The following is a 21,133-nucleotide window of genomic DNA, read 5'->3' as shown; positions in this document are numbered from 1 at the left end:
GGTCAGCTCATCGACGATCTGCGCCGTCATCAGGGATTCGAGCAGGCCGACGACGGCCAGCGTCAACGAGGTCGGCAGGATGATCCACAGCGTCTCCAGCGTCAGCGGCACGTCGGGCAGGAAGAAGGCCGGAAGCTCGGCGGGCAGCTGGCCCATGTCGCCGACCGTGCGCACATCGAGGCCCAGCCACATCACCACCGCCGTCAGCACCACGATCGCGATGAGGGGTGACGGCACCGCCCTGGTCAGCAGTGGCAGCAGGTAGATGATGCCAAGCCCGACGGCGACGATCACATAGGTCACCCAGGTGACGCCGATCAGTTCGGGAAGCTGCGCCATGAAGATCAGGATGGCGAGCGCGTTGACGAAGCCGGTCATGACGGAGCGCGAGACGTAGCGCATCAGCACGCCGAGCTTGAGCGCGCCGGCGATCATCTGCAGCACGCCGCAGAGGATGGTGGCCGCCAGCAGGTATTGCAGCCCGTGCTCGCGCACGAGGGTGACCATCACAAGCGCCATGGCGCCGGTGGCGGCCGAGATCATTGCAGGCCGGCCGCCGGCGAAGGCGATGACCACGGCAATGCAGAAGGAGGCATAGAGGCCGACCTTCGGATCGACGCCGGCGATGATGGAGAAGGCAATGGCCTCCGGGATCAGCGCCAGGGCGACGACGGTGCCGGCGAGGATGTCGGCGCGGATGTTCGGGAACCATTCGGCTCGGAGCCGGGAGAGCGACATGGGGAGATACTCCGGGAGACATGCCCGCCGCGCGGCACGATCAGCCGGGACCAGAACAGGGCAGCAGGAAGGTGGGCGCGGCCGCGGCGGCTGCCGGGCGCCTGGGGTCTCATGCCCCCTCGGGGCATGCCTCAACCTGGGGTCAGGGCGGCGCGTTCGCTGTCATGATCCAGCTGTAACATCGTTGTGCTGCAATGCACAATGCCTTTCCGCTGCGGGATCAGGCGCCCCGGTTTCGGCGCGGCTCCAGCAGATCGGGCGGCGCCGCGCATCGTGCGGCTGAAGCTGGCTTCGCGGAGGCGGATCCGCGCCGCGGGCATGTCCTTGGTGCAGGTGGTCGCTGATGCCGCACCGGACGCGTTCCGCCGCCGCGTCCGTCGCAGCGCGACCGGGATGGTCGGCGGGACGCAGCTGGTCCTGCATCACGGAGCGATGGCACCATTTCGAGTAACGACCAAAGTTTCATCTGACGGTGACAATCGTCTTTGCGCAGGCTAGCTTGGCTTCTGAAATAGACAAGCATTATTGCAGCAACCAACGGATTATATTGCATGGAGGGTTTGAATATTGTTGCAGGGTGGAATGGATTCTGCCCGATCTGTCAGCAGGACACCCGCTTTACGGCGAGGAATTCCTGGTTTCGTGACCATTTGATCTGTGAGACGTGCGAGGGCGGGTCAATCCCCCGTGAGCGCGCGCTGATGCTCGCAATACGCCAGTTGCTGCCGCACTATGCTGGTCTGGATATTCATGAAAGTTCGCCTGCTCCGCGCGGCGTCTCGCAGCTTCTTGCTTCGGAAGCGAAGGGCTACCTGCCGACGCAGTTCTTCCCGGATGTCGCCCCGGGACAGGCGCACCAGGGTGTCCGCTGCGAGAACCTCGAGCGGCAGACCTTCGCGGATGCGTGCTTCGACCTCACGATCACGCAGGACGTCATGGAGCACGTCTTCCACCCCGACCAGGCCTACCGCGAGATCTTCAGGACGCTCCGACCCGGCGGCTACCACATCCACACGACGCCCATCTACAAATGGCTGGTGGAGACGCAGCAGAAGGCGCGGCTCGAGGCGGATGGCCGCATCACTCATCTCGCGGAGCCGGAATACCACGGCAACCCGATCAGCGGCGAAGGCTCGCTGGTCACCTTCCACTACGGCTACGACCTGGCGGAGCTGATCTCGCGCTGGACGCCGTTCGATGTCGAGATCCGGCGCTACGCGGATCGAACCCACGGCATCGTCGCGGAGTTCACCGAGGTGATCATCTGTTCGAAGCCCGGCTAGCCCGGCTTCCGAGGCAGCATTCACGAACCGGGATGGCCGCGGCAGCGGCCAGCAGCGCAGGACCGCGCGCGCCCCGACAACCGGGCGACGTGCGGCACGAAGGAGACGCCGCGGTGGTACCATTCGACGATCAACAGGCGCCCGTGCACACGCCGGCAGGCCTCGGCCGCGCATTGTCCAGCATCGGCGCGGGCGAGGAGACGCTGCGCGAGCCGTTGCGGCTCAAGCCGTTCGAACACTGGGTCGGGCATATTCCCTTCGCATTCTGGCTGATCGCGGCGCTCCGCCCGCGCGTGCTGGTGGAACTCGGCACGCATCGCGGCAACTCCTTCCTCGCCTTCTGCCAGGCGATCGAGGCGGAGCGCTGCGGCACCCGCGCCTACGCCGTCGATACCTGGGAGGGCGACGCGCATATGGGGCGCGAGGAAGGGCTGTTCGAGGAACTCTCGGCCTACCACGACCCGCGCTACGGGCATTTCTCCTCGCTCGTGCGGAGCGACTTCGACCAGGCGCGCGCGCTGTTCCCGGAGCGGTCCATCGACCTCCTGCACATCGACGGCACGCACACCTATGAGGCCGTGCGCAACGATTTCGAGACCTGGGAGCCGACGCTGTCGGACCGTGCGGTCGTGCTGTTCCACGACACCAACGTGCGCCGCCCCGACTATGGCGTGTGGAAGCTGTGGGAGGAGCTGTCGCGCGACCGGCCGCATTTCGAATTCTTCCACTCCTTCGGCCTCGGCGTCCTGGCTGTCGGCAACGACCTGCCGCAGCCGGTGCGGGCCCTGCTCTCGGCGGATTCCGACTTCGCCGCCGCCACGCGCCTCCGCTCCTTCTTCGCCGCGCGCGGACTGGCGGGCATCGAGCGGCTTGCGAAGCAGACCGAACAGGATCGGGCCGGCGAGGCGGTGCGCCGGCACTGGGCGCAGATGGAGGCGCACAATGCCGACCTCGCCGCGACGCAGGCGGCGCTGGCCGCGGACCGCGCGCGCCACGAGGCCGAGCGCGAGGCGCAGCGCGCGCAGCACGAGGCGGCGCTGCGCGAGGCGCAGCAACGGCTGGAGCAGACCGACCGCAGGGCACGCGACCTCGAGGCCGAACATGGGCGCCTGGTGAAGGCGCGGCGGCAGGACGGCGAGCAGGCCACGCAACGTACCGTCGAGGACAGAGCCAGGCTGGAACGCGCGGAAGGCGAGTTGCGCCGCGCGCTGGCGGCGCTCGAGGCGGCGCAGGCCCAGAACCAGAAGTCCCGGCGGCAGGCGGCGGAGCTGGCGCGCGCGGCAAGCGCCGCGATCGCAAGGCTGGAAAACGATGTGGCCCGGCATGTGGAGGACGCGCTCTCGCTGCGTGCCAGCACGTCCTGGCGCCTGACCGCCCCGCTGCGCAGCGTGGGCGAGCGGATGCCGCGCTTCATGCGGCCTTCGCTGATGCAACTGGCGCGGCGCGCCCGGCTCCTGCCGGCCGAGCCTGCGCGTGTGGGAGAAGGCGCGGCATTGCTGCCCGGCATCGAGGACCTGCCCGACCTGGTGGCGGAGCCACAGGCGGCCGGCACGGTGCGCAGGCCGGATGCGGCGGCACCGCGGATGCCGCGCTGGCCGATCCAGCTGCCCGACCTGTTCGCGCTGCGGGGCTTCGTGCCCAGTGCCCGCATCGCGGTGGTGGCGCATGTGTTCTACCCTGAGCTCTGCGACGAGATGCTCGAGGCGACGACGCGGCTGGCCGAGCCGTTCGACCTGTTCGTGACGCTGGTCGAGGGCCATTCGGAGCATCTGCGCGAGGACATCCTGCGGCGCTTCCCGCGCGCCCATGTCTGGGCCTTTCCCAACCGCGGCCGCGACATCCTGCCCTTCATGGCGGTCGCCGCCACCGGCGCGCTGGCGCAATACGCGCTGATCTGCAAGCTGCACACCAAGCGCAGCCCGCATCGCGAGGATGGCGATGTCTGGCGGCGGCATCTCGTCTCCGGCGTGCTGCCGGACCGCGCGGGATCGGCGGCCCTGGTCGCCGCCTTCGATGACGATCCCGACCTGGGCATGGTGGTCGCGGATGGGCAGATCTTCAACGGCGAGGTGCACTGGGGCGGCAACCTGCAGCACCTGGCGAACCTGCTGCCGCTGCTGGGCTACACGGTGGAACAGGCGACGCGGATTCCCTTCGCGGGTGGGTCGATCTTCTGGTTGCGTGGATCCCTCCTGCACGACCTCCTCGGCCTTCATGTCGCGAACGAGTCGTTCGAGCCGGAGCCGATCGGAACCGACGGGGCGCTGGCGCATGCGATGGAACGCCTGTTCGGCATCGCCTGCCATGCGGCGGGCATGCGGCTGGAGCAGGCTTCACTGGTCGCCGGCACGGCGGATGCGCAGCCTGCGGGGCAGGGCGCGGGCAGGGCGGTGTCGCCGCCGCGGGTGGTGGCCTTCTACCTGCCGCAGTTCCACCCGATTCCGGAGAACGACCGCTGGTGGGGCCGCGGCTTTACCGAATGGACCAATGTCACCAAGGCGAAGTCGCTGTTTCCCGGCCACCGGCAGCCACGCCTGCCGGGCGAGCTTGGCTTCACCGACCTGCGGCTGCCGGAGACGCGCGAGGCGCAGGCGGACCTCGCGCGGCGGCACGGCATCTCCGCCTTCTGCTACTACTACTACTGGTTCGGCGAGGGGCAGCGGCTGCTGCAGCGTCCGCTGGACGAGGTGCTGGCCTCCGGCACGCCGGACTTCCCCTTCATGATCTGCTGGGCCAACGAGCCCTGGAGCCGCAACTGGGATGGCGCCAACAAGGAAGTCCTGATGCCGCAGGACTACCGCGAGGGCTGGGTGGAAGCCTTCGCCAAGGACGTCGCGCCGCTGCTGCGCGACCGGCGCTACCTGCGGCTGGGGGGCCCCGGCGGCCGGCCGATGCTGATGGTGTACCGGATCATGCATGTGCCCCGGCCGGCCGAGGCGGTTGCCGCGCTGCGCGCGGCGTTGCGCCGGCTCGGCGTGGGCGAGGTGCATCTTGCCGCCGGCTGGCTCTCGCTTGGCGAGGACAAGCCCCTGCCGGATCAGCCGGCGGCGCTCGGCCTCGATTCCTATTTCGAGTTTCCGCCGCACCGCATGCCGACCGTGGCGGCCAGCGGCGCGCTGCCCGAGGGGATGACGGGCGGGCTGTACGAATATGGCCCCACGGTGGATGCCGCGCTCGCGCGCCTGGCGCAGGACGGCGACGGCGTGGACCTGCACCGCGCGGTGATGATGGGCTGGGACAACACCGCGCGTCGTGGCGCCGCGGCGCATGTCTTCCGTGGCGCGACGCCGGGCCATTTCCGCCGCTGGTTGCGCGGCGTGGTGCGGCATCGGCAGGACGGCGCCGGGGGCGAGGAACGGCTGGTCTTCGTCAATGCCTGGAACGAGTGGGCGGAGGGAACCTGCCTGGAGCCGGACCGCGACTTCGGCCGCGGCTGGCTGGAGGCCGTGCGCAGCGCGCTCGGCGTTGCGCCCCATCCGCCCGGCGGAGATGTCTCAGGCCAGCCCCGCATCCCGCTGGATCAGTAGGCGGCGGCCTCGGGCCTAATCGACGCGGATCCCACTCTCGCGGATGATCGGCGTCCACTTCGCCCGCTCGGCCGCCAGCGCCTCGTTCATCTGGTCGGGCGTGCTCCAGCGCGGCTCGAGCCCGTTGCGGTTGAGCACCGCGGCCACCTCGGCATCCTCCAGCGCCACGCGCATCGCGGCGTTGAGCCGGGCGATGGCGGCGTCCGGCGTGCCGCGCGGCGCCATCACCGCATACCAGGACGGCACGTCGAAGCCCGGCAGGCCGGATTCCGCGACCGTCGGGATGTCCGGCATCAGGCGCGAGCGTTCGAGATGCGGGATCGCCAGCGCGCGCAGCTTGCCATCGCGCACCTGCGGCAGCACCGACGCGGCGGTGGCGAAGGAAAAGTCGATCTGGCCGGACAACAGGTCGGTCACCACGAGCCCGCCGCCGCGGTAGTGCACCGCCGTGGTCTCGGTGCCCGCGAGGCGGTTGAACAGCAGCCCCGCGAGATGCGGCCCGCCGGCGATGCCGCTGGTGCCATAGGACAGGCGCCCGGGTGCCGCCCTCGCCGCGGCAACCAGCTCGGCCACGCTGCGCCACGGCCGGTCGGGCGGCAGCACCAGGATGTTGAACAGGTCGACCGCCACCGAGACCGGCACCAGGTCGCGCGCGGGGTCCACCGGCAGGCGGATCACCATCGGGCTGACCACCAGGGCGCCGAGCGTGGCCAGCAGCAGCGTGTGGCCATCCGCCGGGCTGCGCGCCACCACCTCGGTCGCGATGTTGCTGCCGGCGCCGGGGCGGTTCTCGACGATCACGGGCTGGCCCAGCACCTCGCCCATCTTGGGGGCGATGGCGCGGGCCGAGATGTCGGTCGCGCCGCCCGGTGTGAAGCCGACGATCAGGCGCAACGGACGGTTCGGGAACCCCTCCTGCGCCAGGGCGGGTGCGGCGAGCGGCAGGGCGGCGGCGCCGAGCAGGGCACGGCGGCCGAAGGCAAGGCTGGTCATGATTTTTCGCTCCCGGACGGATTTATTGGAACCCTTGTGGCATGAACCGCAGGGGTTGCGAAACCGCGCCATGCCCGACCTGCGGCGGCGCCTCAGTCGGCACGGATGCCGGCATCGGCAACCAGCTTCTCCCACTTCGCCGTCTCCGCCGCGACGAATCGCCGCGCCGCGTCGATGGTGCGCTCCGGCGCCGGCGGCACCTCGACGCCGAGTTCCACCAGGCGGGCCTGCAGGGCCGTGTCGGCCAGCGCGGCGGAGATGGCGGCGGAGACCGCGGCGATCGTCGCATCGGGCGTGCCGGATGGTGCCAGCACGGCGTTCCATGTGGTGGCCGCGAAGCCGGGCACCGTCTCCGCCACCGTCGGCAGGTCGGGCAGGGCGGAGGAACGGCGGGGACCGGTGGTGGCGATGCCGCGCAGCGTACCACCCCGCACCTGCGCGGCGCCGGTGGCGACGCTGTCCATCACCAGCGCGATCCGGCCCGCGATCAGGTCCACCACCGCCGGCGCCGTGCCGCGATAGGGAATGTGCTCGGCCTGCACGCCCGTCATGCTCTTCAGCAGCTCGACCCCGAGATGCGAGGACCCGCCCGCGCCACTGCTGCCATAGGCGCGCGGCCCCGACCGCAGGTAGTCCAGCAGGCCTGGCATGTCCCGCACCGGGCTGGCCGGCGGCACCATGATGACCTGCGGCACCACGCCCACCAGTGCCACCGGCGCGAAGTCGCCCGCGGGGTCGAAGGTCAGCCGGTTGCCGTGCAGCGCGCGATGCACCGCGTGGACCACCGTGGTGAACAGCAGGGTGCTGCCATCCTTGGGCGCACGCGCCACCGCCTCCGTGCCGATCAGCGCGCCGCCGCCGGCCCGGTTCTCCACCACGACGCGTTGCGGCAGGCTGGCGGAGAGCCGTTCCGCGAGCAGGCGGGCGACGGTGTCCGTCGGGCCGCCGGCGGCGTAGGGCACGACCAGCCGCACGGGCCGGTCCGGCCAGGCCTGCGCGAGCGCGGAGGTGGCGCACAGCGGCAGCGCGAGGCTGCCCAGCAGGGTACGGCGGTTGAGCATGTCGTTTCCTTTCCCTGGCCGGCAGTCGTGGCGCAGCGGCCCTCGGCCGGCAATCCTGGCGGCTTCGGTCACGCGGCGCCAGCGCCCGGCAGGCATGGCGCGGTGGGCCTCGCGTGCCATGGCGAAGGCGGCCTGCCCTTGGCCGACGGGACGGCGCGGCTAGGCTGGGCCGACACAGATGACAGGACTTCCGCCTTGATGCTTCGGCAGTTTCTCCTGGGCCTGGCCATCGCGGCTTCGCTGCCCGCCCCGTCCCACGCGCAGTGGCGAGAGCCGCCGCGCAGCATGCAGGCTGCACCGCAGCGCTATACGGGCTGCCGGCCGGTGGATGGCGATACCCTCGCCTGCCGGCAGGGCCGTGTCCGCCTCCGTGGCGTCGACACGCCGGAACGGGGTGAGCGCGGCTATCGGGCTGCGCAGCGCGAGTTGGGTCGTCGCACGCGGGGCGGCACCGTCACCGTCGTGCCGCATCATCGGGACCGCTACGGGCGCGTGGTGGGCGACGTCTATTCCCGCGGCGGCAACGTCGGACGATCGATGGATGCGGCCGGCTATTCGAAGGCCCGGGGCGCGCGTCGCTGAGGTCCGCGGCATGCGCGGGAGCTGCCGGCGGCCTGGTGATGCCCCCGCCTTCGAAGGCGCCTGCCTGTGGCCATGCGGCCGCTGCCGCAGGCCGGCCCGCGCCCCCCCCCCGCACGGAACACTGGCATGCCCGCGGCGTTGCCTCCGTTGCAGGCTGGCCGGCCGCTGCGGCTCTGGGGGAGGAACATGATGCCGACCAACCGGACGCCCGGCCGGGTGGGACCCGCCATCGCGCGATACCTCGTGTTTCCGGTGATGCTGCTGATCGCGGTCGCGTCGCTGCTGCCGCTGATCGAGACCAATGCCTGGTTCGTGCGCCTGCTCGACTTCGCCCGGTTGCAGTTCATGATCCTGCTGGTGGTCCTGCTGGTCCTGTACTGGGCGCTGCGGCGGCCGCGGAACGCGCTCGGTACCCTCCCCATCCTGCTGATCAGCGTGGCGATCGGCTACCACGTCTACCGCCTGCATCCCTATGTGCCGTTCTTCGGGGAAAGCAGCGCGGCCGTGGCGGAGTGTCCGGCGGGGGCGGACCTGCGTGTCCTCGTGGCGAACCTGCAGAAGGGCAACGAGCGGGCGGATGAGCTTTTCCGGATGATCCGCGAGGCCGACCCGCACCTGGTCCTGGCGATGGAGACGGATGCCTGGTGGGACCAGCGCCTGGCGGCGCTCAACCCCCTGTACCCCCACAGGGCGCAGCACATCCCCGAGGATCACGCCTTCTACGGCATGCACCTGCTGTCCCGCCTGGAACTGGTGGGTCCGGAGGTCCGCTTCCTGTTCGATACCTTCAGCCCCTCGATCCACACGGATGTGCGGCTCGGCGATGGCACCGTCGTGGCCTTCCACGGCCTGCATCCGCGCCCGCCGCACTGGCTGCAGCCTTCCACCTTCCGGGACGCGCACATGCTGGCGGCCGGGCTGGCGGCGCGGGAGTCGGCGGAGCCGGCGGTCGTCGCCGGCGATTTCAACGCGGTGCCGTGGGAGCGGGTGACGCGGCGCGCCATGCGCATCGGCGGCCTCATCGACCCGCGGGTCGGGCGCGGATTCCACTCGACCTTCCATGCCCAGCGGCCGCTGATCTTCTGGCCGCTCGACCAGGTGCTCTACCAGGAGGATTTCGCGCTGCAGGACCTGCGGGTGCTGCCCGGCTTCGGGTCCGACCACTACCCCATCCTGGTCAGCCTGTGCCACATGCCGGCGGCCGCGCGGACACAGGCGGCGGTGGGGCTGGCGCCGGACGACCTGCAGGAGGCCCGGACCTCGATCGAGGCGGCGCGCCGGCTTGCGCGGGAGACTGGCGGCTGAGGGCCAGACCACGGCCCGCTGCCCGCCAACTGGCCTCGGGCGGAATGATCGGTCAAACTGGGGTCCGGCGCGGGCACCGATGCACGCCCTCGCCACGTCGCTCAGGCCGGAGAAATTCATGTTGCAGGCTTTGGCCGCCAAGCTGAACAAGCTCTGGAGGCATCCCGGCTTTCGCGAGAAGCCCCTGGTCGTGACGGGACGCAGCCTCGGCCTGGGCTGGCATGTGCTGCGTGGGCGGGAGACCCTGGTCCAGCTGACCCCGGATGGCGAAAGGCTGCATGTCCCGGCGGGCGGGCGCTACACCAGCGTCAGCATCTACCTGATGCGCGACCGGTCGGAGCCGGAATTGGCCTTGCTGGACCGCCTGATCGGCCCCGGCGGGCAGATGCTCGATATCGGCGCGAATATCGGCATCTACACGCTGCGGGCGGCAACGCTGGTCGGGCGCAGCGGGCGGGTGATCGCGGTGGAGCCGGGGCGCGAGGCGTTGCGGGCTTTGCGCGCCAACCTGGCGCTCAACGACATGCCGCAGGTCACCGTCCTGCCGGTGGCGCTCGCGGCCGAGGAGGGCGTGGCGCAGCTTTACCACGTGGCGCTCGGCAACGATCCGCAGGCCTTCTCGCTGCTGCCCCAGAAGGGCGACGTGGCCAGCGAGCAGGTGGTGACGCGCACCCTGGATTCGATCCTGGACGAGGTGGGGGCGACGCGGCTCGACCTGATCAAGATGGATGTGGAGGGGCTGGAACTGGCGGTGCTGCGCGGCGGGGCGGCGAGCCTCGCGCGGCTGAAGCCCATGATCATCTTCGAGATCAACGCCGCCGCGGCGCTGGAGGCGAACGGCGCGAGCCACGACGTGTTCGACCTGCTGCTCGCCGCCGGCTATCGCATCCACAGGGCCGAGGCAGGCCGCCTGGTCCCGGTCGACCGCCAGCCGGACCAGCATGGCAATCTGCTGGCGGTGCATCCCGACGGGCCCCAGCCGAGGGGCCTGTAGGTCGCGCGTCGGAAGGGGGCGGGCTCAGAAGGCCCTTGGCACCCGGCGGCGCGCGATCCGGCTTTGCAGGATGGCACCGAGCCCGATGCTGATCGCCGTCATCGCCGCCGCACCCTCGGCGCCCAGCCACGGGATGGTGGCGACGGCCAGCACCGCCGCCACCGCAAGCTGGACCAGGTTCACCCGCAGCAGGTCGTCGCCATGCCCGGTATTGGCGAGCAGCGTGTCGCGGCAGGCGAACAGCGCGTTCACGATCTGCCCGAGGCAGAGGATGCGGAGCGCGGCCGCGCCCGGCTCGAACCCCGCCCCCAAAAGCCCGAGCAGCCAGGGTGCCAGCACCATCATCCCCAGCAGCGGCGGCGTCGCGAGGGCGGCGGAGGCCCAGCGTGCGGCGCGCTGGGTCTGGCGCAGCCGGTCCCACTCCTCCAGGCGGTACTGTTCGGCCATGCGCGGCGCGGCGATGGTCGCGACGCTGACCAGGATGACCCAGGTCAGGATGGACAGCCGGCTGGCCATGCTGAAATAGGCCACGGCCTCGGGCGCCGCGAAGGCCGCCAGGATCAGGGTGGGCATCGTCACCAGGGAGACCTGCACCAGCTCCACGCCCAGCAGCGGCAGGGCGAGGCGCAGCAGCGGCGTTGCCGGCTCCGCGCCCGCGCGGCGCACCCTGAACCGGGTGCGTTCGGCACGGATCATGCCGAGCCCCATGGCGAAGGTCAGGAACCGCGCGAGGATGGTGAGGACCAGCGCATCCGCCAGCTCCGCGCCCGGCCACAGCCACAGCGCCACCAGCGCCAGCCCCGGCCACAGCGATGCGCCGGTGAGCTGCGCCGCGACGTTGCGGTGCAGGCCGGCCAGCACGCTGCCGGCGGTGAGGGCGAGCGCGTCGGCCAGGACCAGGATGCCGGTCAGCACCAGCACGGGCGCCAGCGCGGGTTGCGCCAGCACCGCATGCGCCATCCATGGCCCCGCCAGGCTGGTGGCCCCGCCCACGGCACAGCCGCCGAGCAGGGAGCCGAGCAGGGCGAGGCGGAGGACCCGCCGCGCCGCGGCGCCGTCGCCGACGGCCAGTTCGGCCGGAATCCGGTACATCGCGGCGCGTTCCAGCCCGCCGCGCGCCAGGGTGCCGCCCAACCCGCCCCAGGCCAGGGCGATGAAGTACAGCCCCGCATCGGCCAGCCCCAGGCTCTGCGCCACCAGGACGTAGAGGCCGAGCTTGCCGAGGATCTCCAGCCCCCGCGTGCCCAGCCCCAGGCCGAGCCGGAGCAGCGAGGCGGCGATGGTGGGCAGCGGCCTCGGCCCTGTCATGCAGTCCTTCCCGGCGCACCCGCCATGCGGGCGGCCGACCGGTCCGGCCGTCGCGTCGCCCGGCGACGTCCAGGGACGCCTATGGGCGTGCGCGCCCACGCATGCGATACAGCCCGCCCCGCGCAACTCCGAATTGATCTGGGGGCGATTGGCACGATGGATCGCGTATGAGCAGCCTGTCCATGAGCGTCAAGCTGGCGACCTTCCGCTTCAGCCCGGAGATGGCCTGGCGCCTTGCCGCGTGGCGCAGCCAGGAGACCCGTTTCGCGCTGCGTTTGGCGCGCGGCCTGTCCGATCCGGGCCGGATCGGCGTCGATATCGGCGGCTCCTGGGGTCTTTTCGCCGCTGCCATGGGGCGCTGCGTCCGCCAGCTGCACATCGTCGAACCCAACCCGGCAAAGGTGCAGTTCCTGCGCTCCGCCTTCGGGACGCGCCACGTCATCCACGACCTCGCCTTGTCCGACGCGGCCGGGGAGGTGATGCTGCACATCCCCGATGCCTCCTCCGCCCTCGCCACGATCGAGGCCGGCAACCCGGCCACCCACGCACCCGGCCGCCAGGTCGCGGTGCGGCGGGAGAGGCTGGATGCGCTGGGGCTCGGACCGGTCGGCTTCATCAAGATGGACGTGGAGGGGCACGAGGCCGCGGCCCTGGCCGGGGCGGAGACCCTGCTGCGGCGGGACCACCCGGTCCTGCTCATCGAGATGGAGGAGCGGCATCGCCCGGGCGGCGTCCGCCAGACCATCGGATGGCTGCACCGGTTCGGCTACCGCGCCTTGATGCTGGATGCGGGGCGGTTGCGGGATGCGGCGGAATTCCGGCCGGAGGTCGACCAGCCCCGCTTCGGACCGAACGACCCGCGCCCCGTGCACTACATCAACGATTTCCTGTTCCTTCCACCCGTGGACGATCCGGCGGGGCTGGCGCGCCTCGCGGCTTTCGGAGTCTAGCCGGTCCAGGCGGTTGCCGGCGGCGGCAACAGCTTCCCGGGTGGCGCGTTGTCGGGGATGACCAGGACCCGGCAGGCCCCATCGGACGACCGCATGCGACGCTTCGCGATACCCGTCCTGATGGCCGCCGGTCTTGCGGGCGTTCTTCTGGCCCTGTGCGGGTGGCGCCGCGCGCCGCCAGACCCCCGGCAACCGGGACGCCTTGCCAGTCGCTGGACCCGGGTGAACGGCATCACGATTCACGCCCTGGTCTCCGCCGGGCCGCGGGCCGGCACGGGACAGCTGCCGGTCGTCCTGGTCCACGGCCTCGGCATGTCGAGCCGCTACATGGCGCCACTGGCGCGCGTCCTGGCCCGGGACGTTGGGGTCTTCGCGCCCGATCTTCCGGGCTTCGGGCGAAGCGGCGATCCGCCAGGGGTCCTGACGGTGCCCGGCATGGCGCGGGCGCTGGCCGGCTGGATGGACGCCGGCGGCATCCGGCGCGCGATGCTGGTGGGCAATTCGCTGGGCTGCGAGGTGCTGGTGGAACTCGCCCTGCGGCGCCCGGACCTGGTCGAGCGGCTGGTCCTGCAGGGACCGACCCCGGACCCGGAGCATGCCTCGGCGCCGCGCCAGGTGGCGCTGTTCTTCCTGACGGCGCTGTTCGAGCGGCCCTCGATCGGCCTGGTCGCGCTGGCCGACTATCTGCGGGCCGGGGTGTGGCGCTACGCGAAGACCTTTCGCCACATGACCCGCTACCGCATGGCGGACGGCCTGCCGCGCATCGCCGTGCCGACCCTGATCGTCCTCGGCGCGCGGGACTACCTGGTGCCGCGTGGCTGGGCGGAGCGCATGGCGCGGCTGCTGCCGCGCGGGCGCCTCGCCATCGTGGCGGGCGCGGCGCATGGCATGAACTACTCCCACCCGGCGAAGCTTCGCCGCGCCATCCTGCCCTTCCTGCTCGGTGGCGAGCGGGATCAGCCGCCGGTGTCGGTCTCGATGCGGCCGCGCCGTTGCAGCGCCCGGGCGATGAGCCAGAACAGCAGCGCCCAGCCGGCGCCGACCGTCCAGCCGGCCAGCACATCCGTCGGCCAGTGGACGCCGAGATAGACGCGGCTGATCCCGACCAGCAGCGTCAGCAGCACGGCGCAGCCGAGCACGAAGACCTTGACCCGCCCATCCGGCTCCACGCGCGCCAGCAGCACGCCGAGGGTCAGGTAGACCACGGCGGCCATCATGGAATGCCCGCTCGGGAAGCTGGCGGTGGAGACGTAGGAGCCGTGCGGCACCAGGTCCGGGCGCGTCCGGTCGAAGGCGGCCTTCAGCAGCGTGCTCGCCAGGATGCCGCTGCCCACGGCAGCGAGAAGCAACCCCGCCGCATGCCACAGCCGGCGCAACGCCATGAACACCGAGACGGCGAGGATCAGCAGCACCAGCACCGCCACGCCACCGAGCGCGGTGATGTCCCGCCCCATTTCCACCAGCCATCCGGGCCCCAGCGGGTCCGCAGGATCGGTCGAGGAGCGCAGCGCGAGCAGCAGGGCGCGATCGATGGCCAGGGTCTCCCCCTCCACAACGGCGTCGGCCAGTTCGATGAAGGCCCAGGCGCTGCCGGCCAGCAGAAGCAGCAGGATCACGGTCCCCAGTTCCATCCGCTCGCCGAAGGAAGCCAGCACCCTGACGAGCCGTTCCGCCGGATGCCGGCGGCCATGTTCCTGTTCGATCCTCATGCGCCCCCGTGATCCGCTGCCGGCGCGCCTGCCCCGACGGCGCCGGCATGACAACGGCCGGGCGGCGGATACGTTGCCGCCGGCCCGGTCCCGCGCGCCGGCGCAGGACGATCGGCGGAACCATCGGCTGCCGGGGCGGTTGCCGTCCCGGAAGCCATGCGGGAACGCGCCATGATCAACCTGTGGTACAAGAACGCGGTCATCTACTGCCTCGACGTCAAGACCTTCATGGATTCGAACGGCGACGGCATCGGGGATTTCCGCGGCCTGGCCGACCGGCTGGACCACATCGAATCGCTTGGTGCGACCTGCGTCTGGTTGCTGCCCTTCCACCCGAGCCCGAACCGCGACAACGGCTACGACATCACCGACTACTACGGTGTCGATTCGCGTCTCGGCAGCCTGGGCGATTTCGTCGACTTCACGCACGCGGCACGCGACCGCGGCCTGCGCATCATCGTCGACCTGGTGGTCAACCACACCTCCATCGACCATCCCTGGTTCCAGGAGGCGCGGCAACCGGGATCCGCGCGGCGCGACTGGTATGTGTGGTCGGAGGAGGAGCCCGCCGACATGCATGAGGGCATGGTCTTCCCCGGCCAGCAGGAGTCGACCTGGAGCTGGGACGATACGGCGCAGGCCTGGTACATGCACCGCTTCTACAAGCACCAGCCCGACCTCAACATCGCGAACCCCGAGGTGCGCGAGGAGATCGAGCGCATCATGGGCTTCTGGCTGCAGCTCGGCGCCACCGGCTTCCGGCTCGACGCCGTGCCGTTCCTGATCGAGTACCGCGGCGTCGAGGCGCCCAAGGACCGTCCCGACCCGCATCACTACCTGGTCGAGATGCGGGACTTCCTGGACTGGCGCGAAGCGGAATCCGTGCTGATCGCCGAGGCGAACATCGAGATGTCCGACCTCGACGAATACTTCGGCGATGGCGACCGGCTGCAGATGATCATCAACTTCGTGCTGAACCAGCAGGTCTTCCTGGCGCTCGCACGCGGCGAGGCGGAGCCGGTGATGCGGATCATGCGGGCGACACCGAAGATTCCGCTGATCGCGCAATGGGGCAGCTTCCTGCGCAACCACGACGAGCTGGACCTCGGCCGGCTGACCGACGCCGAGCGCGCCGAGGCGTTCGAGGCCTTCGCACCCGAGGAGAACATGCGGATCTACGGCCGCGGCATCCGGCGCCGCCTCGCGCCGATGCTGGGCGGCGACCTGCGGCGCATCGCCATGGCGCACAGCCTGATGTTCGCGCTGCCCGGCACCCCGGTGATCTGGTACGGGGAGGAACTCGGCATGGGCGAGGACCTGTCCCTGCCGGAACGCTTCCCCGTGCGCACGCCGATGCAGTGGAGCAAGGAGGCGAACGCGGGTTTCTCCCGTGCCGCGGCGGATGAACTGGTGCGCCCGGTGGTGACCGGCGGCGATTTCGGCTTCGAGCGCCTGAACGTGGCGGCGCAGCGCAACCGGCACGCATCGCTGCTGGAACACAATCGTCGCCTGATCGCCACACGCCGCGCCTGCCCCGAGATTGGCTGGGGCGCCTGCGAGGTGATGGAGACCGGCGTGGCGAGCGTGCTGGCGCTGCGCTCCGAATGGCGCGGCGGCGTTGTCGTCACACTGCACAACCTGGCAGCCGATCCGGTTGAGGTCAGCCTGCCGGACGACGCGGGCTACCTCATCCAGCTTCTCGGCAGTTCGGAACTGCTCGAGCGGGACGCGGCGACGCGCCCGATCCCGCTGGAGGGATATGGCTTCCGCTGGTTCAGGTTGCGCGGGGAGCGGCGATAGGGGCGAGGATCACGCCCTCCGCCGGCCGCAGCACCACCTCCTCGACGTGGCCGGCCCGGTCCAGCGCCGTCGACAGCAGCAGTTGCGCGGGGCCGGTGTCGAGGCGTCGGGTCTCGTCGCCGAAGTTCAGCGCGATCCGCAGCCGCGATCCGCTCGCGGCGTCGTGGCGCTCGTAGACCAGGACATCATCCTCGGCGGAGATCGGCACGTGGGCACCGGCCCGCAGCGCCACATGCGCGCGCCGCAGCGCGATGAGGTCGCGGTACAGCGTCAGGATCGAATGCGGGTCCTCCGCCAGCCGCGCCACATTGTGCTGGACGAAGTCCGGCGATAGCGGCAGCCAGGGTTCGCCCGTGGTGAAGCCACCATGGCGCGAGCCGTCCCACGGCATCGGCGTGCGCGCCGGGTCGCGGCCGAGGCCACGGCCGGGCTCGCGTCGTTCCCACGGGTCCTGCACGCGATCCGGTGGAATCGCCACGTTCTCCATGCCGATCTCGTCGCCGTAGTACAGCGTCGGCGTGCCGCGCAGCGTCAGCAGCAGCATCGCGGCGATGCGCGCCTGCGCCGCGCCGATGCGCGTCGCGATCCGCTTCTGGTCATGGTTGCCGAGCACCCAGTTCGGCCAGCCCTGCGCGGGCAGCGCGGCTTCGTATTCCGCGATCAGCTTCGCGATCGACGGCGCCGTCCAATCCGCGAAGATGAGCTGGAAGTTGAAGGGCAGGTGCGCGCCCTCCATCTCCGCGCCGTAATAGGCCACCAGCCGTTCCAGCGGCAGGTAGATCTCGCCGATCAGCACGCGGTCGGGGTAGGCATCCAGCACCGCGCGCATCTCGGCCACGACTTCATGGATCTCGGGCTGGTCGGCGGAATGCACCTGCAGCAGGCGGTCGATGCCGGCGTTGTGCGGCTGCCAGGCCGGGTTGGGCGGGTTGTCGCGGAACTGCGCGTCCTTGATGAGATGCCAGATGACATCGACGCGGAAGCCATCCACGCCGCGGTCCAGCCAGAAGCGCAGCGCGTCATGCATGGCATGGCGCACCTCCGGGTTGCGCCAGTTCAGGTCGGGCTGCTCCGGCAGGAAGGCGTGGTGGTAGTACTGGCCCGTCGCCGCATCGAGGGTCCAGGCGCTGCCGCCGAAATTGGCCAGCCAGTTGTTGGGCGGCCCGCCATCCGGCGCGGGGTCGCGCCAGATGTACCAGTCCCGCTTCGCACTGGCGCGCGACGCGCGGCTTTCGCGGAACCAAGGGTGCTGGTCCGAGCTGTGGTTCGGCACGAAGTCCAGGATGACCTTCAGCCCGCGCGCATGCGCCTCGGCCACCAGCCGGTCGAACTCGGCGAGCGAGCCGAAGATCGGGTCGATGCCGCAGAAATCCGCCACGTCGTAGCCGAAATCCGCCATCGGCGAGGGGTAGATCGGCGAGATCCAGATGGCATCGACGCCGAGCCAGGCCGGATGATCCAGGCGCCGGCGGATGCCGCGCAGATCGCCGATGCCGTCCCCGCTCTCGTCCTGGAAAGATCGTGGGTAGACCTGGTAGACGATCCCGTGCTTCCACCAGACGGCGTCGGCCATGCCTGCATCTCCTCGATTTGCGTCGTCGCGTGTATCGCGGATCAGCGAGGCCGGGCGTTCCGGGTTCCGCCGCTACTCCGGCTGCGTCGCGTTCGGGAAGAAAAGCTGCTCGCCGTTGATCCGGTAGGAGGCGATGGCGTCCTGGCCTGCGGGCGAGATGATCCAGTCGATGAAGCGCTGCCCCTCCGCCGCCTTCACATGCGGGTGCCGCTGCGGGCTGACCAGCATGACGCCGTAGTGGTTGAACAGCCGGGCATCGCCCTCGACCAGGATGCGCAGCCCCTGCCGGTTGCGGAAGCTGAGCCAGGTGCCGCGATCCGTCAGCGCATAGGCCTCCTGCGCGGCGGCGGTGTTCAGCGTCGGGCCCATGCCCTGGCCAACCTGGCGGTACCACGCACCGCGCCCGGCCACGGGATCGACGCCGGCCATCTGCCACAGGCGAAGCTCGGCGGCATGCGTGCCGCTGCGGTCGCCGCGGCTGATGAAGGGCGCACGGGCCTCGGCGATGCGGCGCAGCGCAGCGTTGGTATCGCGCAGGCCGGCGACACCGGCGGGGTCCGCGGCCGGACCGACCAGGACGAAGTCGTTGAACATCACATGCTGGCGTGGCCCGCCATGGCCGTCCCGCACGAAGCGCTGTTCCGCCACCCGGTCATGCACGAAGACCACGTCGGCATCGCCGCGGCGGCCGACATCCAGCGCCTGCCCGGTCCCGAGTGCGACGACGCGCACCGCGATACCGGTCTCCGCCTGGAAGCGCGGCAGGATATGGCGGAACAGGCCGGATTGCTCGGTGCTGGTGGTGGAGGCGACGGTGATGAAGCGGTCCTGCGCCTGCGCCGAGACCGGCAGCGCGACAGCCAGGGCCAGCAGAAGGCGTCGGGACATGGCGGAGTCCCGGTTCACCAGACCAGTTCGCCGCGCAGGAAGGCCGCGGCTTCGGGCGTGGCGGGCTGGTTGAAGAAGGCGTCCGCCGGCGTCTGCTCCCGCAGCCGCCCGCGATGCAGGAACAGCATCTCGCCGGCCAGGCGCCGTGCCTGGCCGAGGTCGTGCGTGGTCATGACGATCTTGGTGCCGCGTGCGGCCAGCGTCGCGACGATCGCCTCCACCGCACGGGTCGCGGCCGGATCCAGGCTGGCGCAGGGCTCATCGAGGAACAGCACCTCCGGCGCCAGCGCCGCGGCGCGCGCCAGGGCGAGCCGCTGCTGCTCCCCGCCCGAGAGGCTGCGCGCCGGCTGCTGGGCGAGGGCCGCAAGCCCCACCATCTCCAGCGCCGCCCGCGCGCGTGCCTCCCGCGAGGTGGCCGCCACGCCGGCAAGCTTCAGCGGGTAGATCGCATTGGCCAGCACGCTGCGGCGGAGCAGCACCGGCCGCTGGAACACCATGGCCTGCCGCCGCGCCGCCGCCGGCCCGGCCCAGACCACCCGGCCGGCGCTCGGCACCAGCAGGCCGTGCAGCAGCCGCAGCAGCACGGATTTGCCGGCGCCGTTGGGGCCAATGATCAGCGTCGGCGGCCCCGCCTCGATCTCCAGGGTGACCGCGGACAGGATCGGCGTGCCGGCTGCCGTGAAGCCCAGCCCCTCCGCGCGCAGCGGCAGGATGGTGTCGGGCGCGCGCATCAGGCCCCCCTCCGCGCGGCCACGTCGCGCAGCCCCTGCGCCAGCGCGTTCACCACCAGCACGATGGCCATCAGCACCATGCCGAGCGCCAGCGCCAGCGGCAGGTTGCCCGCGCTGGTCTCGAGTGCGATGGCCGTGGTCATCACCCGCGTGAAACCCTCGATGTTGCCGCCGACGATCATCACCGCGCCGACCTCCGCCGAGGCGCGGCCGAAGCCGGCCAGCAGCACGGTCAGCAGCGCGAAGCGGCCATCCCACAGCAGCGTCGGCACGGCGCGCGCCCGGCTGGCGCCGAAGGAGCGGAGCTGTTCGGCATATTCCTCCCACAGCCCCTCCAGCACCTGGCGCGACAGGGCGGCAAGGATGGGTGCGATCAGTACCGCCTGGGCGATCACCATGGCGGCCGGCGTGAACAGCAGCCCGAACGGGCCGAGCGGGCCGGAGCGCGACAGCAGCAGGTAGATCAGCAGCCCCGCCACCACCGGCGGCAGCCCCATCAGCGCGTTCAGGACCGCCAGGATCGCGCCGCGCCCCGGAAACCGCGCCACCGCCAGCAGCGCCCCCAGCGGCAGCCCGACCAGCGCCGCGATCAGCAGCGCCGAGAAGCTGATCCGCAGCGACAGCAGCACGATCTGCGCCACGGCCGGGTCGGCGGTGGCGACAAGCTGCAGGGCGGTGGTGGCGGCGGTGCCGAGATCGTTCAAGGCGGCTTCCTGGGGAGGGCTGCAAGCTGCGGATGGCAGCCACAGGGGTCAACCCGGTAATCCCTTGACGCAACGACGCCGTCTGCCGTTCCCTGCCGGCAGATGCCGGATGTCCTGACCCTGCGCGAGGCGGCCGCCTATCTCCGCCTGTCGGAGCGCTCGCTCTATGACCTGGCGCGGGCTCAGCGCCTGCCCTGCGTCCAGCTGGGCGGCAAGTGGCTGTTCCCCCGCACGAAGCTGGAGCATTGGCTGGCGGCCCAGGCCGAGGGTCCGGCAGGCGAGCACCGCCCGGACCCGCCGCCGATCCTGGCCGGAAGCCATGACCCGCTGCTGGACTGGGCCGTGCGGCAATCCGGCTGCGGCCTGGCGCTGCGGGCGGGCGGCAGCCTGGAGGGTCTTGCGGCCCTGGCGGCCGGCCAGGTGAGGGCCGCCGCGATGCACCTGCGCGACCCGGACACCGGCGCCTTCAACGAACCGGCGGTGCGGGAGGACCTGCCGGGCCGCCCCATGGTCGGCATCATCTGGGCCTGGCGCGCCCAGGGCCTGATCCTGCCCCCCGGCAACCCGCGCGGCCTCCACCGCATCGAGGACCTGGTGCAACCCGGCCTGCGCGTCGCCGGCCGGCAGAAGCGCGCCGGCAGCCATGTGCTGCTGGTGCACCTGCTGGGCGAGGCCGGCATCCGCCTGGAGCAGGTGGGCTTCCTGCCAACCCCGGCACTGGCCGAAGACGAGGTCGCCGCGGCGGTGCAGGAAGGCCGCGCCGATGTGGGCTTCGGGATCGGCGCCGAGGCCTCCGCCCGCGGCCTGCCCTTCGTGCCGCTGTTCCGGGAGCGCTTCGACCTGGTGATGGCCCGCCGGCACTTCTTCGCGCCGCCGATGCAGCACCTGCTGCGCTTCGCCCGCCACCCGGTTTTCGCCGCCCGCGCCGCGCGGCTCGGCGGCTACGAAGTGGCGGAGAACGGCGCCGTCGCGTTCAGCCTGTAGCCG

At 71.3% G+C, this 21,133-nt stretch carries 17 protein-coding genes and 1 pseudogene; 9 read left to right on the top strand and 9 right to left on the bottom strand.

The features are described from left to right. Positions 1–738 (bottom strand): SulP family inorganic anion transporter (locus tag ACFHPP_RS20055; protein WP_437165006.1); only part of this gene is annotated, 738 nt, incomplete at its 3' end. Between the two features lie 701 nt (positions 739–1,439). Here ACFHPP_RS20055 and ACFHPP_RS20050 point away from each other — a divergent pair. Together ACFHPP_RS20050 and ACFHPP_RS20045 are read left to right on the top strand one after the other, a co-directional pair. After that, entirely contained in the window at positions 1,440–2,021 is a 582-nt protein-coding gene (locus ACFHPP_RS20050; protein ID WP_437165005.1) for a methyltransferase domain-containing protein, read from the top strand. A 113-nt stretch (positions 2,022–2,134) separates the two neighbouring features. Beyond that, positions 2,135–5,548 (top strand): glycoside hydrolase family 99-like domain-containing protein, encoded by a 3,414-nt coding sequence (locus tag ACFHPP_RS20045; protein ID WP_437165004.1) that lies wholly within the window; start codon positions 2,135–2,137, stop codon positions 5,546–5,548. A gap of 15 nt (positions 5,549–5,563) precedes the next feature. Here the strand turns inward: ACFHPP_RS20045 and ACFHPP_RS20040 are convergent, their stop codons facing one another. Both ACFHPP_RS20040 and ACFHPP_RS20035 read right to left on the bottom strand, forming a co-directional pair. After that, complete coding sequence (locus ACFHPP_RS20040; protein WP_437165003.1) at positions 5,564–6,541, bottom strand: Bug family tripartite tricarboxylate transporter substrate binding protein; 978 nt, start codon at positions 6,539–6,541, stop codon at positions 5,564–5,566. Positions 6,542–6,633: 92 nt separating this feature from the next. After that, positions 6,634–7,602 carry a Bug family tripartite tricarboxylate transporter substrate binding protein gene (locus tag ACFHPP_RS20035; RefSeq protein ID WP_437165002.1) on the bottom strand — a complete coding sequence of 323 codons (969 nt, stop codon included), beginning with the start codon at positions 7,600–7,602 and terminating at the stop codon, positions 6,634–6,636. Between the two features lie 198 nt (positions 7,603–7,800). Between ACFHPP_RS20035 and ACFHPP_RS20030 the strand changes: the two genes are divergently transcribed. From ACFHPP_RS20030 to ACFHPP_RS20020, 3 genes are all read left to right on the top strand, one after another. Next, complete coding sequence (locus tag ACFHPP_RS20030; RefSeq protein WP_437165011.1) at positions 7,801–8,184, top strand: thermonuclease family protein; 384 nt, start codon at positions 7,801–7,803, stop codon at positions 8,182–8,184. Positions 8,185–8,370: 186 nt separating this feature from the next. Continuing rightward, a complete protein-coding gene (locus tag ACFHPP_RS20025) occupies positions 8,371–9,489 on the top strand; it encodes an endonuclease/exonuclease/phosphatase family protein (RefSeq protein ID WP_437165001.1) in 1,119 nt (372 codons plus the stop codon). Between the two features lie 118 nt (positions 9,490–9,607). Beyond that, positions 9,608–10,483 (top strand): FkbM family methyltransferase, encoded by an 876-nt coding sequence (locus ACFHPP_RS20020; protein ID WP_437165000.1) that lies wholly within the window; start codon positions 9,608–9,610, stop codon positions 10,481–10,483. A gap of 24 nt (positions 10,484–10,507) precedes the next feature. On the opposite strand, the gene ACFHPP_RS20015 is transcribed toward ACFHPP_RS20020, so the two are convergent. Continuing rightward, positions 10,508–11,791, bottom strand: coding sequence for a lipopolysaccharide biosynthesis protein (locus ACFHPP_RS20015; protein WP_437164999.1), 1,284 nt, complete (start codon positions 11,789–11,791; stop codon positions 10,508–10,510). Positions 11,792–11,973: 182 nt separating this feature from the next. On the opposite strand from ACFHPP_RS20015, the gene ACFHPP_RS20010 reads away from it, so the two are divergent. Both ACFHPP_RS20010 and ACFHPP_RS20005 read left to right on the top strand, forming a co-directional pair. Then, positions 11,974–12,741: an FkbM family methyltransferase gene (locus ACFHPP_RS20010; RefSeq protein WP_437164998.1), complete on the top strand. Its 768-nt coding sequence runs from the start codon at positions 11,974–11,976 to the stop codon at positions 12,739–12,741. A 57-nt stretch (positions 12,742–12,798) separates the two neighbouring features. Beyond that, positions 12,799–13,650: pseudogene (locus ACFHPP_RS20005) on the top strand (alpha/beta fold hydrolase); the annotation flags it as partial. Positions 13,651–13,697: 47 nt separating this feature from the next. Here the strand turns inward: ACFHPP_RS20005 and ACFHPP_RS20000 are convergent. After that, positions 13,698–14,450, bottom strand: coding sequence for a phosphatase PAP2 family protein (locus tag ACFHPP_RS20000; protein ID WP_437164997.1), 753 nt, complete (start codon positions 14,448–14,450; stop codon positions 13,698–13,700). A 171-nt stretch (positions 14,451–14,621) separates the two neighbouring features. Here ACFHPP_RS20000 and ACFHPP_RS19995 point away from each other — a divergent pair, with 171 nt between their 5' ends. Continuing rightward, positions 14,622–16,250, top strand: a complete 1,629-nt coding sequence (locus ACFHPP_RS19995) for an alpha-amylase family protein (RefSeq protein WP_437164996.1) — start codon at positions 14,622–14,624, stop codon at positions 16,248–16,250. Here the strand turns inward: ACFHPP_RS19995 and ACFHPP_RS19990 are convergent. The 4 genes from ACFHPP_RS19990 to ACFHPP_RS19975 all read right to left on the bottom strand — a co-directional run bounded on the left by ACFHPP_RS19990 (position 16,225) and on the right by ACFHPP_RS19975 (position 20,146). Next, positions 16,225–17,823: an alpha-amylase family glycosyl hydrolase gene (locus ACFHPP_RS19990; protein ID WP_437164995.1), complete on the bottom strand. Its 1,599-nt coding sequence runs from the start codon at positions 17,821–17,823 to the stop codon at positions 16,225–16,227. The two genes, ACFHPP_RS19995 and ACFHPP_RS19990, sit on opposite strands and share 26 nt — an antisense overlap. 72 nt (positions 17,824–17,895) lie before the next feature. Further along, a complete protein-coding gene (locus ACFHPP_RS19985) occupies positions 17,896–18,711 on the bottom strand; it encodes a substrate-binding domain-containing protein (protein ID WP_437164994.1) in 816 nt (271 codons plus the stop codon). A gap of 14 nt (positions 18,712–18,725) precedes the next feature. Further along, complete coding sequence (locus ACFHPP_RS19980) at positions 18,726–19,442, bottom strand: ATP-binding cassette domain-containing protein (RefSeq protein WP_437164993.1); 717 nt, start codon at positions 19,440–19,442, stop codon at positions 18,726–18,728. Next, a complete protein-coding gene (locus tag ACFHPP_RS19975; RefSeq protein ID WP_437164992.1) occupies positions 19,442–20,146 on the bottom strand; it encodes an ABC transporter permease in 705 nt (234 codons plus the stop codon). The genes ACFHPP_RS19980 and ACFHPP_RS19975 overlap by 1 nt, the downstream gene beginning before the upstream one ends. 102 nt (positions 20,147–20,248) lie before the next feature. Between ACFHPP_RS19975 and ACFHPP_RS19970 the strand changes: the two genes are divergently transcribed. Further along, the gene (locus ACFHPP_RS19970) at positions 20,249–21,130 is read left to right on the top strand and encodes a substrate-binding domain-containing protein (RefSeq protein WP_437164991.1); all 882 of its coding nucleotides are present in this window, start codon (positions 20,249–20,251) and stop codon (positions 21,128–21,130) included. The last annotated feature ends 3 nt before the right edge of the window (positions 21,131–21,133 follow it).

Source organism: Falsiroseomonas sp. E2-1-a20, from assembly GCF_051433195.1.
Taxonomy (GTDB): domain Bacteria; phylum Pseudomonadota; class Alphaproteobacteria; order Acetobacterales; family Acetobacteraceae; genus Falsiroseomonas.
The sequence above is the reverse complement of the archived record's forward strand: the minus strand, read 5'-3'. Positions and strand labels throughout refer to the sequence as shown.

Excerpts from the sequence above, each read along its gene's own strand:
- ACFHPP_RS20050 (WP_437165005.1), top strand. The coding sequence starts at position 1,440 with ATGCTCGCAATACGCCAGTTGCTGCCGCACTATGCTGGTCTGGATATT.
- ACFHPP_RS20040 (WP_437165003.1), bottom strand. The coding sequence starts at position 6,541 with ATGACCAGCCTTGCCTTCGGCCGCCGTGCCCTGCTCGGCGCCGCCGCC.
- ACFHPP_RS20035 (WP_437165002.1), bottom strand. The coding sequence starts at position 7,602 with ATGCTCAACCGCCGTACCCTGCTGGGCAGCCTCGCGCTGCCGCTGTGC.
- ACFHPP_RS20030 (WP_437165011.1), top strand. The coding sequence starts at position 7,801 with ATGCTTCGGCAGTTTCTCCTGGGCCTGGCCATCGCGGCTTCGCTGCCC.
- ACFHPP_RS20025 (WP_437165001.1), top strand. The coding sequence starts at position 8,371 with ATGATGCCGACCAACCGGACGCCCGGCCGGGTGGGACCCGCCATCGCG.
- ACFHPP_RS20020 (WP_437165000.1), top strand. The coding sequence starts at position 9,608 with ATGTTGCAGGCTTTGGCCGCCAAGCTGAACAAGCTCTGGAGGCATCCC.
- ACFHPP_RS20015 (WP_437164999.1), bottom strand. The coding sequence starts at position 11,791 with ATGACAGGGCCGAGGCCGCTGCCCACCATCGCCGCCTCGCTGCTCCGG.
- ACFHPP_RS20010 (WP_437164998.1), top strand. The coding sequence starts at position 11,974 with ATGAGCGTCAAGCTGGCGACCTTCCGCTTCAGCCCGGAGATGGCCTGG.
- ACFHPP_RS20000 (WP_437164997.1), bottom strand. The coding sequence starts at position 14,450 with ATGAGGATCGAACAGGAACATGGCCGCCGGCATCCGGCGGAACGGCTC.
- ACFHPP_RS19995 (WP_437164996.1), top strand. The coding sequence starts at position 14,622 with ATGATCAACCTGTGGTACAAGAACGCGGTCATCTACTGCCTCGACGTC.
- ACFHPP_RS19990 (WP_437164995.1), bottom strand. The coding sequence starts at position 17,823 with ATGGCCGACGCCGTCTGGTGGAAGCACGGGATCGTCTACCAGGTCTAC.
- ACFHPP_RS19985 (WP_437164994.1), bottom strand. The coding sequence starts at position 18,711 with ATGTCCCGACGCCTTCTGCTGGCCCTGGCTGTCGCGCTGCCGGTCTCG.
- ACFHPP_RS19980 (WP_437164993.1), bottom strand. The coding sequence starts at position 19,442 with ATGCGCGCGCCCGACACCATCCTGCCGCTGCGCGCGGAGGGGCTGGGC.
- ACFHPP_RS19970 (WP_437164991.1), top strand. The coding sequence starts at position 20,249 with ATGCCGGATGTCCTGACCCTGCGCGAGGCGGCCGCCTATCTCCGCCTG.